Annotated in this window: 19 protein-coding genes; 10 read left to right on the top strand and 9 right to left on the bottom strand. The window is 43.0% G+C overall.

Annotation, left to right across the window (positions count from 1 at the left end; all coding sequences use genetic code 11):
- Positions 1 to 13 precede the first annotated feature (13 nt).
- The 4 genes from G457_RS0101370 (at position 14) to G457_RS0101355 (ending at position 3,540) form a co-directional block, all read left to right on the top strand.
- Positions 14 to 490, top strand: coding sequence for a nucleoside deaminase (locus G457_RS0101370; protein WP_026944879.1), 477 nt, complete (start codon positions 14 to 16; stop codon positions 488 to 490).
- A gap of 447 nt (positions 491 to 937) precedes the next feature.
- Positions 938 to 2,185: a hypothetical protein gene (locus G457_RS0101365; protein WP_026944878.1), complete on the top strand. Its 1,248-nt coding sequence runs from the start codon at positions 938 to 940 to the stop codon at positions 2,183 to 2,185.
- Complete coding sequence (locus tag G457_RS0101360) at positions 2,178 to 2,975, top strand: hypothetical protein (RefSeq protein WP_155847061.1); 798 nt, start codon at positions 2,178 to 2,180, stop codon at positions 2,973 to 2,975. Before G457_RS0101365 ends, G457_RS0101360 begins: the two co-directional genes overlap by 8 nt.
- On the top strand, positions 2,965 to 3,540 hold the full coding sequence (locus tag G457_RS0101355; protein WP_155847060.1) for a porin family protein: 576 nt from the start codon (positions 2,965 to 2,967) through the stop codon (positions 3,538 to 3,540). The genes G457_RS0101360 and G457_RS0101355 overlap by 11 nt, the downstream gene beginning before the upstream one ends.
- Positions 3,541 to 3,849: 309 nt before the next feature.
- Here G457_RS0101355 and G457_RS0101350 read toward each other — a convergent pair whose 3' ends face one another.
- Together G457_RS0101350 and ffh are read right to left on the bottom strand one after the other, a co-directional pair.
- The gene (locus G457_RS0101350) at positions 3,850 to 4,074 is read right to left on the bottom strand and encodes a hypothetical protein (RefSeq protein WP_155847059.1); all 225 of its coding nucleotides are present in this window, start codon (positions 4,072 to 4,074) and stop codon (positions 3,850 to 3,852) included.
- Between the two features lie 238 nt (positions 4,075 to 4,312).
- Positions 4,313 to 5,650 (bottom strand): signal recognition particle protein, encoded by a 1,338-nt coding sequence (gene ffh / locus G457_RS0101345; protein WP_026944874.1) that lies wholly within the window; start codon positions 5,648 to 5,650, stop codon positions 4,313 to 4,315.
- A gap of 145 nt (positions 5,651 to 5,795) precedes the next feature.
- Between ffh and G457_RS0101340 the strand changes: the two genes are divergently transcribed.
- Genes G457_RS0101340 through G457_RS22710 form a run of 3 tightly spaced genes read left to right on the top strand, consistent with a single transcriptional unit; the run spans position 5,796 to position 9,450 of the window.
- Positions 5,796 to 8,213 (top strand): YfhO family protein, encoded by a 2,418-nt coding sequence (locus G457_RS0101340; protein ID WP_026944873.1) that lies wholly within the window; start codon positions 5,796 to 5,798, stop codon positions 8,211 to 8,213.
- Entirely contained in the window at positions 8,197 to 8,919 is a 723-nt protein-coding gene (locus G457_RS22715; RefSeq protein ID WP_026944872.1) for a class I SAM-dependent methyltransferase, read from the top strand. The genes G457_RS0101340 and G457_RS22715 overlap by 17 nt, the downstream gene beginning before the upstream one ends.
- 3 nt (positions 8,920 to 8,922) lie before the next feature.
- Positions 8,923 to 9,450: an FKBP-type peptidyl-prolyl cis-trans isomerase gene (locus G457_RS22710; protein ID WP_026944871.1), complete on the top strand. Its 528-nt coding sequence runs from the start codon at positions 8,923 to 8,925 to the stop codon at positions 9,448 to 9,450.
- Between the two features lie 38 nt (positions 9,451 to 9,488).
- Here the strand turns inward: G457_RS22710 and G457_RS0101325 are convergent, their stop codons facing one another.
- From G457_RS0101325 to G457_RS0101305, 5 genes are all read right to left on the bottom strand, one after another.
- Positions 9,489 to 10,448: an ABC transporter ATP-binding protein gene (locus G457_RS0101325; RefSeq protein ID WP_026944870.1), complete on the bottom strand. Its 960-nt coding sequence runs from the start codon at positions 10,446 to 10,448 to the stop codon at positions 9,489 to 9,491.
- Positions 10,445 to 10,795 (bottom strand): MmcQ/YjbR family DNA-binding protein, encoded by a 351-nt coding sequence (locus tag G457_RS0101320; protein WP_026944869.1) that lies wholly within the window; start codon positions 10,793 to 10,795, stop codon positions 10,445 to 10,447. The genes G457_RS0101325 and G457_RS0101320 overlap by 4 nt, the downstream gene beginning before the upstream one ends.
- Before the next feature lie 225 nt (positions 10,796 to 11,020).
- On the bottom strand, positions 11,021 to 12,061 hold the full coding sequence (locus G457_RS0101315) for an MBL fold metallo-hydrolase (RefSeq protein ID WP_026944868.1): 1,041 nt from the start codon (positions 12,059 to 12,061) through the stop codon (positions 11,021 to 11,023).
- Between the two features lie 4 nt (positions 12,062 to 12,065).
- Positions 12,066 to 12,974 (bottom strand): helix-turn-helix domain-containing protein, encoded by a 909-nt coding sequence (locus G457_RS0101310; protein ID WP_026944867.1) that lies wholly within the window; start codon positions 12,972 to 12,974, stop codon positions 12,066 to 12,068.
- A gap of 1 nt (position 12,975) precedes the next feature.
- Positions 12,976 to 14,034 (bottom strand): NAD-dependent epimerase/dehydratase family protein, encoded by a 1,059-nt coding sequence (locus tag G457_RS0101305; RefSeq protein ID WP_026944866.1) that lies wholly within the window; start codon positions 14,032 to 14,034, stop codon positions 12,976 to 12,978.
- A 199-nt stretch (positions 14,035 to 14,233) separates the two neighbouring features.
- Between G457_RS0101305 and G457_RS0101295 the strand changes: the two genes are divergently transcribed.
- From G457_RS0101295 to G457_RS0101285, 3 genes are read left to right on the top strand one after another with little or no spacing between them, the layout of a single operon-like run.
- Entirely contained in the window at positions 14,234 to 15,370 is a 1,137-nt protein-coding gene (locus tag G457_RS0101295; RefSeq protein WP_026944865.1) for a Re/Si-specific NAD(P)(+) transhydrogenase subunit alpha, read from the top strand.
- Positions 15,371 to 15,373: 3 nt separating this feature from the next.
- Positions 15,374 to 15,685, top strand: coding sequence for an NAD(P) transhydrogenase subunit alpha (locus tag G457_RS0101290; RefSeq protein ID WP_024281668.1), 312 nt, complete (start codon positions 15,374 to 15,376; stop codon positions 15,683 to 15,685).
- 1 nt (position 15,686) lies between these two features.
- Positions 15,687 to 17,099, top strand: a complete 1,413-nt coding sequence (locus G457_RS0101285; RefSeq protein WP_035482921.1) for an NAD(P)(+) transhydrogenase (Re/Si-specific) subunit beta — start codon at positions 15,687 to 15,689, stop codon at positions 17,097 to 17,099.
- Between the two features lie 39 nt (positions 17,100 to 17,138).
- Here the strand turns inward: G457_RS0101285 and G457_RS0101280 are convergent, their stop codons facing one another.
- Both G457_RS0101280 and G457_RS0101275 read right to left on the bottom strand, forming a co-directional pair.
- The gene (locus G457_RS0101280; protein WP_026944863.1) at positions 17,139 to 17,501 is read right to left on the bottom strand and encodes a transmembrane 220 family protein; all 363 of its coding nucleotides are present in this window, start codon (positions 17,499 to 17,501) and stop codon (positions 17,139 to 17,141) included.
- A gap of 11 nt (positions 17,502 to 17,512) precedes the next feature.
- Positions 17,513 to 18,049 (bottom strand): gluconate 2-dehydrogenase subunit 3 family protein, encoded by a 537-nt coding sequence (locus G457_RS0101275; RefSeq protein ID WP_026944862.1) that lies wholly within the window; start codon positions 18,047 to 18,049, stop codon positions 17,513 to 17,515.
- Between the last annotated feature and the right edge of the window lie 8 nt (positions 18,050 to 18,057).

The following is an 18,057-nucleotide window of genomic DNA, read 5'->3' as shown; positions in this document are numbered from 1 at the left end:
GTAACTTCACCTGATGACAGATTCTCAAAAAGAATTTATGCGAAAAGCGATTGCCCTTGCCAAAGAAGGGATGGAAGCGGAAAAAGGCGGTCCTTTTGGTTGTGTGATTGTCAAAGACGGAAAGATCATCGGACAAGGCTCAAACATGGTACTCACCAGCAATGACCCCACAGCCCATGCTGAAGTAGTTGCTATCCGGGATGCCTGTAAAAAGCTTAACCATTTTCAACTCGAAGGCTGTGAAGTCTATACTTCCTGCGAACCTTGCCCCATGTGCTTGGGAGCTATTTTCTGGGCCAGACCGAGTAAAGTCTTTTATGCCTGTAGCAAAGATGATGCAGCTGATGCAGGGTTTGACGATGATTTTATCTATGAAGAAATCAAAGTCGATCCAGCCGACCGAAAGATTCCCATGCTGAATGGAATGAGAGAAGATTCTCAGAAAGTCTTTGAGCTATGGAAGAAGAAAGAGGATAAGAAGGTGTATTGATTTTCTAATTATCCGCAATCATGCCTTTGCCTTATTTTCTTTGCTTGACTGGTTGGAAGACCGATGACCGAAGACCGAAGCCTACGGATTCTAATCCTTTCAACAGAAAATAAGCCGTCTTTTTGTCAATACTAGTTAGAAAGCGGCTATCCTTAATTAATTTTTAAAATTTAGAAGCGAGAGGCTAGAGAAAAACTATAGTCTCCAAAAAACATTTCACACCAATATTTTTTCAAAGAAAAAAGCAAGTTCTATTGAAGAGTTTTGCTCTATAACCTTCAAAAGCTATAATTCATTCTTATTTTCTATATAAAAACTTTTTCAAGGAATTTTTCAAACTAAGGAAACTATTGTTTTTTCAATTACGTCAGAAATACCAACTACTCTTTATGTATTTCTTACTTTAACTTTTCCAAGCAAATAAAAACCTTACAAATACTATTAGTATTGGGAATTATTTTCTCTTCCTGTCAAGAAATAGAATTGGCGCCGGCAACCAATATTGGAAATGAAAATGCTGAACTTGAAATTCTTCCACCGCAGCTTGATCCTTCGGGTAGAATCAGTTTTTCCAACTTACCTAGTTTTTCAAATTATTTGGAAAAAAATATCGATCGACCAGTTGAAGAATTAGATCTTTTTGAAAAGAACTTTATCTCACTCAGGAAAAGAAAAATTCTGCTCGCTGAGTCCAACCCAGAGTTGTTTCGAGTCAATGGAGGGAATTTTGAAGAAGATTCGATCATCGTCGATGAATTTACAGCATCACTCGTAAATGAAAAGCGGGAACTGATAATCGATGGAAAGGTCGTCCGCTACACGGCCTTTGGAACCTGGGTGTATCATGATGACTTTACGGCTAGAGTAGATGAACTCCTTCCCACCATGACTGACGCACAAATGAAAGAGATCTACGCCACCCATGATTTTGCCGAAGATCCTTTTTACGAAATAGAGCCCGGAATATTCTTGTTTGGTACCACCGAGCAAGCAAATGCCGAAATGGAGCTGAAAACGGTGGATTATTCCAATGCGGCGTTAGCCCCATGGAGTCCTAATCCATTCCACTTTCCATATTGCAATAGAACTACAAATCGAAGAGACCCATATATCCATCCAGATAATAGGTGGAGAGGCTCAGTTGAAATCACCAGTCAATGGGTGTTTGATAATAATCGAAGATTCAGAGCCAAGGCCTGGTCCACAAATTACGTAACGCATGCCACAAGTGGCTTCCATACAAAATTACAGAGGAGAAGACTTGGTATATGGTGGGCTTCTGAAGCTGACGAGATATCAGTTGCTGTCAGAGGAAAAGTTTACTTTCCATATTTATTATCTGACCCAAATTTAGAAGGATTATATATTCCGATTAAGTTGGATCCATGGCTATACAATAATGGATTTAGACTAGAACAAACTCAAAATAAAGCAAGCGTTAGCTTTGGTTTAATTACCGCACAGGTAGGGTTAACTAGTAACCTAAATAACTTTATTAGCTCTTTTGCTTTCTGCGATCCTAACAAAGACTTTGGTCAAAACTCCGGAAGCTTTATAAACGGTAGTTCCAAATTCTGTAAACCCAAATGGAAAGCTGCGAAGAATGTCAAAATAAAAGAAAGTGAATCTTGCCATTATGTCAAAAAAGGCTCCTTTCAAGGTGAATTGCAGATCAAAATGAAATTTAATGACTAAACTTCTGTTACTAATTTCTGTTTGTTGCTTAATTCATACTACTTCTTTCCCCCAAGGAAAGTGGTCCATGGGATTTACTATGGCTAGCCGATCAGAATGGAGACAGTATCAGGATTCCTACCAATACTTATTTAAGGGTAGTGGACAGGGCTTTTCTTTTGGTGGAAGTTTAGCCTATCAGCACAATGAAAAGTGGCGCTGGGAAACCGGTCTTTTCAGCACCCCTTATTCGAATACTGTCGGCGTCTACTACAATGAACCCGGCTATCGAAGAATGCTAAACAGACCAGTAATGTATGTAAGCCATACAAATACGCTCGAAATTCCACTAAAGGCAATTTATTCCACTCCATTGAAATGGAGAAACATTCAAATAAATGTAGTAGCAGGGTTTAATACCTACCTTTTGGCAGAGAACATCAATAGTCAAGGATATGCGGGACTTCCGGCTATTCCAGTTTCACCTGCACCCCCAACCAACTTGTCAGTCGTATATAATGACCGAAACCTCTCAAAAGTGAATTTTAGCTTGGAAGCAGGAGGTGAGGCATTTTGGAAATTGAGTGAGCGGTTTCATTTTATCTACAGACTGTCAGGAAGAGTGGGCTTTATAGAGATGGTAGAAATGCAGGGAGATTACAGAACTGGAGATAATCTAACTCTCAGTCCGGATAAAATATATCCATTTCGTGTAGTTTCTAGAGGTAGTGCTTTGCATCATACCTTTAGTCTCCGATTTGTAATGGGAAGAAAAAAATGGAAAGAAAACTGGTGGGAAGATGAAGACTAAACTATGTATACTTGCTCTTTTTGGCTTTTTGACAATAGGTGATCAACTCTATGCTCAAAGTAGAAAAACTGGAAATCCACTAGAGAAAAACGGGCTTAACTATATTGGCTTGGGGCTTGAGGTTGGTCCTACACTTAATCAATTTAGCAAAAGCTACCCCGTTCATTTCGGTCTTCCAGTCAAAGTGTATTTAGGAAGGCAAAAAAAAGGAAGGCTTATTTTCAGAACTGGAATTCATTATTTTCCTGCACCTGACAAGAATCTATCTACTGATTTAAGAAGTGCTCACTATCTCATTATTCCTCTTGCCATTGGGTACCGAAGAAATTTCCAAGATTGGTATGTAGAAGGATCAATTGGCGCGGCTTCTACCCAATTTAGAAGAACCTATACAGATGATGTATTCCCACCCACAAAAATCTACTATCAAGAAATCAACTATGGGCTGGAGGTGGGGAAGCAACTGGGCAATCTGGACGTAGGAATAGCCGCATACAACACAGGTCCTTTCCCATTGAATATTCTTTGCTTAGGAATCAAAGCGAGCTACAGATTGAAATGGTGAAGCGGAAAGAATCCCAAAAAGTCTTCGAGCTATGGAAGAAGAAAGAGGATAAGAAGGTGTATTAAAGCTTAGAAGCGAGAGGCTAGAAGCAAGAAAAAACCCGATCCTTTCAGACCGGGTTTAAATTGATTTATAATAATTCGGATAATTTTCAAATCACAAGGGTGAAAAGGAATACCCAACACAAACATCCAATTCAACATTTCCTCCTCCTCACTTGAAATGGTATAATGGAAGGTAGTACTATATTGATCTCAATTCGTGATCAGGGTGTCCTCAATGCCAACCTTTGACCTTGAATTATTGATCCTATTCCAACCATACCTCAAATTGCAAATCACCGATAACTTCACCTTCTGGTTCATACCGAAAGATATAACTATCCGAATAATAATCGGATCGGATCAGCGTGTCATAGGCTCCATTTCCTTCTATTTTGAAAAAACCGGCAAGGTATGCAACTCCTTCAAAGTCTCCTGAAATCCGAATATTTTGATAATGAACGTAGCCCAGATTACAATTGCTAAAATCCATTTTCTGTTCATAAACTTGATTTAAATCGAAATCAGGGACTATTTTTTTACAGGAATCTGGCGAACATGCAAATAAGCCCAGACAGAAAGATAAAAATGTTGTGACTTTTAGATTCATTGAACTCAAGAAGACTTAAATTAAAACTATTAAATCAAAGCCTCATCAATTTTTTTACAAAAAAACCCGATCCTTTCAGACCGGGCTCATTCTAAATTCCAAATACTTTATTCTTAACGGACTACCTTCTTCCCATTCCGGGCATCAATTTACCCATGGCAGCTTTGGCGCCACCCATTTTATTCATCTGCTTCATCATCTTCCGCATATCGGAGAATTGCTTCATCAGATTATTTACCTCGGTGATGGATCTTCCTGAGCCATTGGCTATACGCTTTCTACGGCTTCCATCCAGGACATCAGGGTTTTGGCGCTCGTAAGGAGTCATACTGCGAATGATAGCTTCGATAGGCTTGAAGGAATCATCATCGATATCCAATCCCTTCATCGCCTTGCCCATTCCTGGGATCATTCCCATCAGGTCCTTGATATTTCCCATCTTTTTGACCTGCTCCAGTTGGGAAAGAAAGTCTTCAAAGTCAAAGTTATTCTTTCGGATCTTTGCATTGATTCGCTTGGCTTCATCTTCATCGAAAGATTGCTGCGCACGCTCCACAAGGGAGATAACATCGCCCATTCCAAGAATTCGCTGAGCCATCCTGTCGGGATGGAAGACATCGAGATTCTCCATTTTCTCTCCCGTAGAGATAAACTTGATCGGCTTTTCGACCACGTGGCGGATCGAAATGGCTGCACCACCTCGGGTATCTCCGTCCAACTTGGTCAAGACTACTCCGTCAAAATCCAATAGCTCATCGAAAGTCCGGGCTGTATTTACAGCATCCTGACCGGTCATGGAGTCCACCACAAAAAGTGTTTCCGAAGGATTCAAGGCTTTTTTCAGCGCCTCGATCTCATTCATCATTTGCTCATCCACTGCCAAGCGACCCGCGGTATCAACGATGACCGTCTTTTTCCCGGTCTTCTTCGCATAGGCAATCGCATTGTTGGCGATTTCCAGCGCATTCTTATTCTCAGGCTCCGCATAGACCTCCACGCCGATCTGCTCGCCCAGTACTTTCAACTGATCAATCGCAGCCGGGCGATAGATATCACAGGCAACCAAGAGGACTTGACGGCCTTGCTTTTTCAGATAGCTTCCCAGTTTACCGGTGAAGGTGGTTTTACCCGATCCCTGCAAACCGGAGATCAAAACTACTGCGGGCTCTCCGCTGAGTTTAATATCGGCCTTCGTACCTCCCATGAGCTTGGTAAGCTCTTCTTGGGTGATTTTCACCAAAAGCTGCCCTGGAGAAACGGAGATCAAGACATCCCTACCCAGCGCTTCGGTTTTGATTTTATCAGTGACTTCTTTGGCCACTTTATAGTTGACGTCAGCATCGATCAAAGCTCTGCGAATCTCTTTGACGGTAGTGGCGACGTTGATTTCGGTGATTTTCCCGGTTCCTTTCAGGGTTTTGAAGGCCCGGTCTAGTTTCGAACTTAAATTATCAAACATGTGATTTTTTCGATTTGCTGCAAAAGTAATGATTTTAGCGCCTGTAAGAAAGCTTAAAGGACCCGAATCCCATCTTTCAGACCAACGATTTGACTATTAATTCCTAATTTGCAGCCTTTGTTTCAATCCCGAACGTAATTTCTGCATGAAGCTGAATTTTCAAAAAGACCTACTTCCCCATCTGCTGGGAGTTGCCATATTTTATCTCTTGATCGTCTTTTACTTTTCCCCCTTGATATTTGATGGAAAAGTCATCTTTCAGGGGGATATCCTACAGTGGGAAGGCTCAGCCAAGGAAGTACTGGATTACCGTGAAAAAACCGGTGAGCAGGCGCTTTGGACCAATTCCATGTTTGGAGGAATGCCAGCCTATTTCATCAGTCTGGAGTTTCCGGGCGATATTACCAATGCTTTGGTGAAGGTGTTGACTCTTGGGCTACCCCATCCTATCAACGGGCTGTTTTTTGGCATGCTGGCCATGTACATTTTACTGTTGAGTTTTCGGGTACGTCCCATCTTTGCCATCGCAGGAGCCATTGCCTTTGCTTTCAACACCTTCAATCTCCTTTCTTTGGAAGCGGGTCACAATGCCAAAATCTGGGCTGTATGCTTGATTCCGCTGATTCTTGCGGGTATTCATTTAGCATTTGAGCGAAAACGAATCCTAGGAGCGGCCCTCTTGGCCTTGGGACTTCTTCTTCAACTTAAATTCAATCACTTACAGATTACCTATTACACGCTGATTGTTTCGGTGATTTATGTGCTAGTCCGATTGATTTTCCATTGGAAAAAAGATGGAATAGCGGATCTGGGAAAAATCCTGGCCTTTTTGACTCTCGGAGCTCTCTTAGCAGTGGGTGGAAATATAGGAAGGCTAGCCACGGCCTTGGAATACAGCCCCTACTCTACTCGTGGACAAGCTACTTTAGAGACAGAATCCAGCGGCCTGGATCGGGAATATGCCTTTTCTTGGTCCAATGGAAAACTGGAAACCCTGACACTCTTGATTCCGGATTTCTACGGAGGAGGCAGCCAAACACCGTTGCCTGATAACTCCGCTTCGGAAAAGGCCCTACGCGCCAATGGAATCGATGCTGCACAAATCAATGGCTTTGTCAAAAAAGCTCCCACCTATTGGGGCGATCAGGCTTTCACAGGTGGCCCGATCTACGGAGGAGCCATTTTGGTCTTCCTGGCCATTCTGGGGATTTGGGCTGCGCCAAAAGAGAGTTTGTACACCTTTGGAGCGATTATCATCTTTTCCCTTCTCCTTAGTTGGGGTAAAAACCTGGCTTGGTTCAATTATGCGCTTTTCGATATTTTACCCGGATACAATAAATTCCGGGCCGTCTCCATGGCATTGGGAGTGACGCTTTTTGCCATTCCGGTTTTGGGAATGATTTCCTTGGACCGATTGATTCAAAAGGGAGAATTGAAGCCTCTTTACCTCGCAGGAGGGATTGTTGCTGGACTGACCTTTATTCTCGCTGTTGCCTCCGGGGCATTTTTCAGATTTGAGGCCCCTGTCGATACCAATCTTCCAGAATGGCTTGCCTCAGCTATGCGAACAGATCGAAAAGCCATGCTTTCTGCTTCGGCCTGGAAAAGTTTTGGTTTTATCATCGCAGGAGTCGCATTGGTCTTTTTGAAACTGAAAGGGAAAATTTCTGATTTGGTTTTGGGAGGCGGACTGATTGTACTGATTGCCGTGGATTTGATTTCCGTCAATCGACAGTACCTCAATTCGGAATCTTTTCAAGCAAACCCGTCCAGACAATACTTCGCTGAAACTCCCGCAGAAAAGGAAATTGCTCAGGACTCAGATTATTTCCGGGTTTTGAGTTTGACCGAAGGTTTGACTCAGGGTGCCCGTACAAGCTACCGTTTTTACAGCCTTGGGGGCTATCATGGAGCAAAGCTTAGACGCTATCAGGATCTGATCGACTATCAGCTTCAGTCCGAAATTCAGGATTTTGTCAGCAAAGCGCAGGAGGGGAATTTTGACTGGGAGGGTATCTCAGTCATCAATATGCTGAATACAAAATACCTAATCGCCGGACAAGATGCTAACTCGGTTTTTGAAAATCCTGCTGCCAATGGTGCTGCTTGGATCCCTTCGGAGATCGTTCCCGTTCAAAGCAATGAGGAAGAGATTACCGAAATCGGAGAAATTGACACCCAAACTCAAGCTACGGTCAACACCGAGGAATTTGGAGATATCGCTGCGGGTTCAGGAAGTGTTACATTAGCTTCGCAAAGCCCGAACGAACTACGCTATTCCGTAGCAATGGAAAAAGCAGGTTTGGTGGTTTTTTCGGAGATTCACTATCCCAAAGGCTGGAAGGCGACCATTGACGGAGCGGAGCAGGATATTTTGCGTGTCAATTACTTACTGAGAGGTTTGGAAGTACCGACTGGAAGTCATGAAGTAGTTTTCACCTTTGAGCCATCCAACTACTATGCCACCAAGACTCCCATGATCATTTTCCAATATTTGATTTTGGCCAGCCTTTTGGCAGGAATTTTCATCACATACAAGCAAGAGAATGAATCCAGCCAATGAAGATAAAGTAGTCAGCTTTTACGATCAATTCGCTGACAAGCAGGAAAAGACGGGGATCAATTCCCGCCACCTATCCATACTCGACAAGGTAATGGCGGCAGGATTACGCTCTGATCATCATGTCTTGGAGGTTGGCTGTGGGATCGGCACAGTGTCATCTCTTCTAGCGAGACAGGTACCCAAAGGAAAAGTATTGGCAGTCGATATTTCTCCCGAAAGCATCAGCAAGGCAAAGAAAATCTGGAAAAGTCAGCAAAATCTAAGTTTCGAGGTGTCGGATATGTCGGACTTTGACAAGGTTGATCAGCAATTTGATTTCTTTGTATTTCCGGATGTGCTGGAGCATATCCCCGTGGATCAGCATCAGGCACTTTTTCAAAAAATCCAAAAACACGCACATCAGGACTCTGTGGTCTTTGTACACATTCCCGCTCCACGATACCTGCAGTGGATGATTGACCATGAACCTGAAAAGCTACAGGTGATCGACCAACCCCTGGACTCAGGGGATCTTATCAAGAGCCTGAATAACGCAGGGTTTTATTTGGAAAAAATGGAAACCTACTCGGTCTTTTTTGAAGAAAAAGATTACCAGTATTTTATCTTCCGATCCTCCAAACCGCTGGGAAAATCTACTCCACTACCCAAGTGGGACATATTAAAAGAACGAATTCGAATCCGCCTGAAATACGGCTTAATCAATTAATCTATGAATATCGAAAACCAAGCCGTCGTGGGTCTGACCTACGAACTCAAAGTCAGCAAAATCGAAGATGAAATCGAGTCTGTGCCATTCAGTGTAGAAGTCCGGGATGAGGACGATCCTTTTTATTTCTTGTTTGGACAAAGCGGTTTGCCTGAAAAATTTGAGGAGTACCTATCCGGAAAGAAAGAGGGAGACTCCTTCGAGTTTGTGCTCAAAGTGGCCGAGGCATACGGAGAGGCGGACGATGAGCTATTGATCAACTTGCCCAAGGAGCAGTTTTCCAAGGAAAGAGGTTTTGAGGAAAGTATGCTAAAAGAAGGCGAATTCCTGCCCTTGATGGATGAAAATGGGCACCCTATGCAGGCAAAAGTCCTAAAAGATCTCGGTGAAAGCTTATTGCTTGACTTCAACCATCCATTGGTGGGTTTCGACTTACACTTTGAGGGAAAAGTCCTGGAAGTGCGTGAAGCAACTCAGGAAGAACTAGACCACGGACATGTGCATGGAGCTGCTGGCGAATCACACAGTTAAAATCAAAAGAGGCTTCCTGATCCAGAAAGCCTCTTATTTTATCTGGCTAAATGAAGTTCCTTTTCTTTATCCCAACTCACATAGACTCGATCCCCAATTTGAAATCTCCGCTGCGGATCATCGACTTCCCAAATCAATCCGCTTTCTTTTAGTCTGATTTGAAGTGAATTGAAATGAATCAAATACCGAGAATCGACAACATGGGCAAGTAGTCCTCCTTTTGTCCGCAATTTGACATCCGTGGGTCGAATAAAACAATTATCAGTATCGGGAATGGCATTGATAGGAGAAAAAAGTCGGGCGATATATCTGCTTTTGGGTTGCTCGCAAAGCTCCTGAGAACTTCCTTGCTGCACGATTTTTCCTTTTTGCAAAATCAACAAATCATCAGTCAAGCGCAGCGCATCATCCAAATCATGGGTGACAAATATGACTGTGGTTTGGGCTTCTTTGAAGCTCTCAGCCAGTTCGCCTATCAGTTGATGAGTCTGAATTGTATCCAAGGAGGAAAAGGGCTCATCCAAAAGCAAAACCTCAGGTTCGATAGCCAAAGCTGCGGCAATAGCTACTTTTTGCTGCTGTCCACCGGAAAGTTGTCTTGGAAATCGATCTGCTAGTTTATTTAGCCGAAACTGCTTCAGTAAAGTCTTAACGCGCTCCTGGGCGTATTTTTTATCATAAAGGAGGAGCGGTCGAGCAATATTCTCTTCCACAGTACTATTGGGGTACAAATGATAATCCTGATGAATCAGCTTGATCTCGTCATACCCTGCTACTAATTTTTCACTTGGATTGAGAATTTTCTCCCCATTCAAATAGACCGATCCAGAATCTTGCTTTTCCAGCCCCGCCAAGATCCGAAGTAAAGTAGATTTGCCAGACCCACTTTCGCCTACAATGGACAAAAGGCTTCCTTTCTGAATTTCAAGTGAAAAATCGTGAAGGGCTGTTTGATCGGGGTAAGATTTCCGGATTTTTTGGATAGAAAAAAAACTCATGGACGGATTTTGGTTTGAAGCTTTTTGGGAAGTGAGGCAAAGATCAACTCATAGGAATGATCTACCAAATCCAAAATTAGCTGATCGGGTACATTTCCGAGTACCGAAACTGAGTTCCACCATTTCTTATTCATGTGATAGCCTGGAGTGATGCCCTCAAACTTCTCCCGCAACTCGGCCGATCGCTCCGGGTCACACTTCAAATTGATGTATTCGAACACTTCCAAATCTGTGATCGCAAATATTTTCCCTCCCACTCGAAAGCAAAGTGTATTGGCATCAAAAGGGGTATCCTCTGACGTACCGGGTTTTGAAAGGCAAAAATCTCGGAGGTATGAAAGGGTCATCGCTGAAATTATTTATTATAACTATCCAGAATAAAGCCAGATTCCTCTTTTCATAGCTTAACAGGCTGGAAGTCGGAAGCCTGAAGATCCAGCCACGGCTGGCAGGCGAAGTTTCCAGATTTTAAACCTCTAAACTCATCCCAGGCCGTATTAATTATTTTATTTATTGGCTGTAAATCAGAAATCAACTTTTTTGACTGAAGATAAGAATGCCCTTCTTAAGATTCAATATTCAAGCCACCATTCTTCCCAATCTGTATCTAAGATAGATCTCACCTGACCTATCTGAGGAATGATAAAATCCACTTCTAATTCCCTTGCCTTTTGGACAAAAAGCTCTACGGGTTCTTTCCAGTGATGAGGTGCTAGCGTAAAGCCGGCCCAGTGAACAGGCATGATCTTTTTAGCGAGGCCCTTCTGGGATGCAATGACCGATTCATCAGGGAACAAATGCAACTGACGCCAATGCTCATTGTATTGACCACATTCCATAAAGGCAAAGTCAAAGCCGCCAAATCGTCGACCGATCTCTTCAAAATGATCACCAAAGCCTCCGTCCCCGCTAAACCAAATGGATTCATCTGAACTTTGAAAAACCCAACCACCCCAGAGCGTCTGAGCCCGATCCGTCAGCCCTCTTCCCGAAAAATGCCTGGTCGGAGTAAAAGTGACTTGGATGGGACCAATCATCCTATCCTGCCACCAGTCAAATTCATCGATCAAATCTGCATCTACTCCCCATTTCACCAGGTGCCTTTTCACTCCCAAAGCCACCGCATAGCGCTTGGTCTTAGCTTTGAGTTTCCGAATGCTCTCCAGATCCAAATGATCATAGTGATCATGCGTCATCATCAGCAAGTCTATCTCCGGCAGATCATCGATCATGTCCAAGGTTCCATCCGAAAATCGCTTGGTCTGAAATGGAGCAATCGGTGAAGCATCCGGTCCCATCATCGGATCAATAAAAATCGTCATTCCACTCATTCGGAGTAAGATGGCGGAATGTCCGTACCAAGCAAAGCGTGCTCTTCCAGCCTTCTCCATAAACTTTGCTTTATCAAAGGATTCCATCGGAATCTGACGGTTGGGCTGTCTTTCGGACCTTCCTTTGAACTGCTGGACCAGTACCTTCGGAAAGTCCTTCAGGTCGATTCCCAAATTAGTCGGCTGCAAGTTTTGAAACCGCCCGTTTTTCCAGTTTTCAGATTTTCCGTAATGATCTTCTAAGCCGGAGGTCACCTTACCGCCAAATTGATGAAAGGGCATATTCCTAATTTTGATTTCTATACTCCAGGGGTGTCAATCCTGTTTTACTTTTAAATAATTTACTGAAATGCTGCGGATATTCGAATCCAAGATCGTATGCTATTTGAGAAATCGGATCAGTTGATCCAAGCAGTTGATTTTTTGCTTTCTCCAGAAGGGCATGATGGATAAACTCCTGTGCATTTCGACCAGTCTCTTTTCGAAGCATATCACTCAAATAGCTAGGTGACATATTCAGATTTTCTCCTAAATACTTGACTGTCGGCAGCCCTTTTCCTATTAAATCATCGGACTCAAAGAACTTTTGTAGCAGTTTTTCAACCCTTCCGACAATTTCCTGATTCCTATTGGTCCGCACAAAAAACTGTCGGTCGTAATACCGCAAAGCGTAATCCAAAAACAGCTCAATACTATTGACGATTAACCGTTGACTATGACGGTCGATTGGATGTTGGATTTCCCATTCGATTTTTTGAATAATATCCAACAGAGCTTTTTGCTCTGCCTCCGAGACGTGAAGCGCCTCATCGGTTTCATAGTCAAAAAAGCCATACTCTTTTATATTTTCACCTAGTGCACTCTTTCGAATAAGATCAGGGTGAAACAAAAGCAGGTAATTATCTGGCTTTGGGTTAAATTCATGGCTGTCGGCTGTAATCACCTGCCCTGCCTTGATAAAAGCTAAAGTTCCTTCCTTGAAGTCATAGGTACTTCTGCCATACCCAAATTCACAATCAGCTCCTTCCTTCATCCAAATCTGGAACAGGTCGATTCGTAATCTCACGCTTTCTGTCAGCTGCTTAAAGTGCATATCAGTCGTGCGAATCACCGATACCAATGGATGGCTAGGTTTGGGAAGACCCAAGAACTGATGGGCTTCTGCCACAGAATCCAAGACTAAGATTTCTTGCATATCAGATTAGCTTGTGGTCAATCATGTCCTGGAAGGAATCATGCAAAGTCTCCTGAAGGGGTCTGTAGCTCATATTCAGTTCTTTCCTTCCCTTAGAATTATCTGCTTTCCAGGTAATATTTACATTGTTTCGGATAAATTTTCTCGTGATACTTTTATTCACAAGCGGACCGATAAGCATCAAAAGCCACTTTGGAAGTGCACCGCTCGGGACCTTGTATTTGTCTCCATAATCTTGGTGAAGAATTTTTGCCATTTCAAGCATGGATGAGCTATGCGCACAGATAATATTTCTTCCATTTGCCTCCGGCAAAAAGCCTGCATTGAAATGAGCTTGAGCCAAATCCCGAACATCTACTACCCCGATTCCTAGGTTTGGCACACCCATTTTTAAGGTACCATCTCCCAATTGCTTGAGGATTGTAAAGCTCTCCGAAGTCGCAGTCTTGGGATTGGTAGCAGGACCCAACACTAAACATGGATTGAGTGTGACTAAATCCCATTGATTTTGTGATTCAGCAATCTTCCAAGCCTCTTTTTCTGCCAAAGTTTTAGAATAAGAATAAGGCTGGTACTCAAGCGAAGCTGTGGTATTCCAAATCTCTTCTGTAAGTATTCCATTTGGCGTTTGATGAACATCACTCGCATCTGTGTAGATAGCCGCACAACTACTAGTCACTACGACACGCTTTACAGAAGGGGTTTTCGTGGCTTGGTTCAGCACATTTCTAGTTCCTTTCAAAGCCGGGTCGATCAATTCTTTCAGGGGATCTTTGACCTCCAAGGTAAAGGGAGAAGCGGTATGATAGACCAATTCGCAGTTGTCCATTGCTTCCGCATAGCTACCTTCGTCTAAAAGGTCTGCCTTAAAAAAACGGATAATCCCCGGACTATCTGCTGCAAGCTTCTCCAAATGACCAATTTTAGATTTATTATCGGGATTTCTGACAGCTGCATGCACAATCAATCCCTCGTCTAACATTTTTTTAACAATCCAGCCCGCCACATATCCCGTAGCCCCTGTCACTAATACAGGTTTACTTTTATCTATATTTTCCATTTCAGTTTTTTTTGATAGATACAAAGTTCTGATATACCCGATTATTCAAATTATACATTTTGCTGATGTATGTATATATATCAAAGAATAAGTCATTGATACTCAAGTTAGCCTTTCTTAAACAATTTGCTGATTCTGATGATTTTCATTTGCCAAATAAACTTTTAACTTTAGATAATTCAGTTTTAACCACCTGTCCATGACCATTGGCCTTTTGAAAGAACCCGAGGGGGAAAATCGGATCGCACTTCTGCCAGAAAGTGCCAAAGCCCTCATTCAGCTACAAGTTCAAATAATCGTAGAAAGTCGTGCCGGCGAAAAAGCTTACGCCTCCGACAAAGATTACGAAGCGATAGGAGCAAGTATCCATTCCCGCGCTGAAGTACTTCAAGCAGACTTGATTCTGGGAATCCAACCCCCTTCTGAGGAGGAGCAACTTTCCCTCAAAGATGGGCAGGTCCTTGTCTGCCTTTTTCAGCCTTTATCCAATAAGGAGCTGGTAGAACGTTTTTTGGACAAAAAAATTACCAGCTTCTCCATGGACAATGTACCTCGTACCACCCGAGCTCAGGCGATGGATGTACTCTCTTCTATGGCAACCGTAGCAGGCTACAAGGCAGTACTGATGGCAGCTAGTCATTCACCCAGATTTTTCCCCATGTTTATGACTGCTGCAGGTAGCATTATTCCTTCTAAAGTACTTATTCTAGGCGCTGGTGTGGCAGGGCTTCAAGCAATAGCCTCCGCAAGAAGATTGGGTGCAGTTGTCGAAGCCTTTGACGTGCGGGCAGCAGCAGAAGAAGAAGTGAAAAGTCTCGGCGCTAAATTCGTCAAAGTAGAAGGAGCCAAAGATGAAGCGAGTGCCGGAGGATATGCCGTGGAGCAAAGTGAGGAATACAAAGCCAAGCAGCAGGCTCTTATTCAAGAGCATGCCCGAAAATCAAACATTATCATCTGTACGGCCCAGATTCCGGGTAGAAAAGCTCCCGTGCTAATTACCTCCGAAACCGTAGAAGCCATGGCTCCGGGTTCAGTAATCGTGGATTTAGCAGCCTCCACCGGAGGTAATTGTGAACTTACCGAGAATAATCAAATCATCGAAAAACATGGGGTTACCATTATCGGTGATTCAAATTTACCAGGGACTATGCCTATGGATGCCAGCAAAATGTATGGTAAGAATATGGTGAATTTCCTTAAACTCATCATCGGTAAGGAAGGCGAACTCATGCTTAATTGGGAAGATGACATCGTACAAAATACCTGCGTGACACATCAAGGAGAAATCCGAAGCGAACGCGTTAAAAATATCCTTTACCCATCCGAAATCAATTGATAAATGGAAGAAATACTGAGTTTATTTTATGAAAACAGAGAGTTTATCTTTCTGATCATCGTTTCGATTTTCCTCGGTATCGAGGTGATTTCCAATGTCCCCGCAGTATTGCACACTCCGCTAATGTCAGGAGCTAACGCAATTCACGGCGTAGTCATTATCGGCTCCATTATCATTATGCTTCAAGCCGATCCCAGTAATTATTATGCATTGATATTAGGGTTTCTAGCTGTGATTCTGGGGACCTTAAATGTGGTTGGTGGATTTGTAGTGACCAATCGGATGTTAGAAATGTTTAAGAAAAAAGCCAAGTAATATGAATACAACTATACTTGGACTCAGCATCCTGGAGCTATCTTACATTGTCGCATCAGTCACTTTTATCTTAGGACTTAAGATGCTTTCTAGCCCAGATAAAGCACGCAAAGGCAATCTGATAGCCGGATACGGAATGGGACTTGCCATTGCGGCAACCATCTTGTTCAAAGAAGAGTTTTCCGCCGATAAATGGCTGAATTACAGCTTGATTTTAGCGGGATTAGTAATTGGGACAGTAATCGGCATGCGTATGGCCATTAAGGTGAAGATGACTGCCATGCCCCAGATGGTCTCCTTCTTCAACGGCATGGGGGGCGCCTGTGCGGGGGTAATTTCCTTGGTAGAATTTGATCACCTTCGACACGGAGGAGAAATCTCAGCAGGAATGCTAATCGTAATTTTGCTTGGATTGATTATAGGCTCGGTATCCTTTTCTGGTTCTATGATCGCTTATGGAAAACTAGAAGGAAAAATAGCAGATAAAGCACTTCCAGCAGGTCAAATCATCAATATTGGTTTACTCATCGCAATATTCGGCCTTGCAGGCTATTTGGCATTTTCTGGACACTTGAGCATGTCACTGATGTACACATTGCTTATCCTTTCCTTATTGTACGGAGTGTTATTTGTGATGCCAATTGGCGGTGCAGATATGCCGGTTGTGATCTCCCTTTTGAATAGTTTCACAGGAATGGCCGCTGCCTTTGGAGGCTTTCTTTATGGAAATCAGGCCATGCTTACCGGTGGTATTTTAGTGGGTTCTGCAGGAACAATCCTGACGGTATTGATGTGTACGGCCATGAATCGATCCCTGACCAATGTGATCATCGGGTCATTTGGAGGTGGTGGAGCTACAAGTACCAAATCTGGTGAGCAGGGGACTATCAAAGAAATCAGCGTAACAGATGCAGCGATTCTACTTGCCTATGCCAATAAAGTGAGTGTTGTACCAGGCTATGGTTTGGCAGTAGCACAGGCTCAACATACGGTCCACAATCTCGAAAAAATATTGGAAGACAAGGGAGTTGACTTAAACTATGCGATCCACCCCGTGGCTGGAAGAATGCCCGGACATATGAATGTCCTACTAGCCGAAGCTGATGTTCCCTATCCTAAACTTTTGGAAATGGAAGATGCCAATGAGGATATGGCAAGCACAGATGTGGTCTTGGTCATCGGAGCCAATGATGTCGTCAATCCAGCTGCTGAAAATGACCCTTCCAGTCCTATTTATGGTATGCCAGTTGTCAAAGTCTGGAATGCTAAAAACATTATCGTTTTAAAGAGATCCATGGGTAAAGGCTATGCCGGGATTGAAAACGAATTATTCTTCCATCCAAAAAACCGAATGCTTTTTGGGGATGCCAAAGATTCGCTTGAAAAGCTGATAGCAGAGCTTAAAAACTTGTAAAAAAAGCTGGCCAATTAAAATCTGGCCAGCTTTTATGTTTTATTTCTTCCAAGACCGGATTAATCCCGGAAGCATCACTAAGGCAACAATAAATAATCCAAAAGACTCTCGTCCTTCTTCCATCTCAGGAGTTTTCATGGTAAGGTCTCCTTGTTCGATTTCTTGACCAATCCAGCCGGATACGGATTCCGGCCAAAAGTATACGGCCCCCACCAAGCAAGCCACAACAACAATGGTGAGCGGGTATCTCGGGAAAATCCCTCTAATGCCCATCAAACAGAAAATAATCGCTACTGCATAAATGCTTACCCAAACCTCCGGATCAGGATCATTAAACTGCCAATAGGAAAATAGTGCAAAAGCAATAATCCAAAATCCGTAGAAATATTTCCAAAACTTCATAGTCAGTATTTTTAGATCAAAACCTCGGAAGCAGGGACACAACCTTTGAACCCTCCTGCGGCTACTTTGTAGCCATGATATTCCACCATGACTTCCCTTACGGTTGTAAAACCATAAATCGTTTGTGATTTCATCAGTTGAAAAAATCGCTGATCAGCTTCATTTTCTGAATCTTGCATATTGATCAAAATATCTTCTTTAGCTTTTTGATCTTTGGCTAAAAAATCCAAAGTACCCAACTGATCGAGTCCTCTTTTGATGATTTCTTGATCCTCCTTTTCATAGCAATGCTCAAAAAGACGAATCAAAAACTTATCCGTACCTGTACTCAAAGCACCGATGGGTTGGGCATTTTCTGGAGCTACCGAAGGAATACCTGCAGGAATGATGGTATCTGCTACCGCAGTGATTAATTTTTCTTGCTGTAAGCTGAAAAAACCTTGATGGGTGAGTTGGTCCACCAGCTGCCATTTCCAGTCAGCGAATACCAGTCCTGCTATTCCCAAGCCTCCTGCGCCTAATATTTTTAGGGATTTTCTCCGATCCATAGCTTCAA

It is taken from the genome of Algoriphagus marincola DSM 16067, assembly GCF_000429405.1.
GTDB lineage: Bacteria > Bacteroidota > Bacteroidia > Cytophagales > Cyclobacteriaceae > Algoriphagus > Algoriphagus marincola.
The sequence above is the reverse complement of the archived record's forward strand: the minus strand, read 5'-3'. Positions and strand labels throughout refer to the sequence as shown.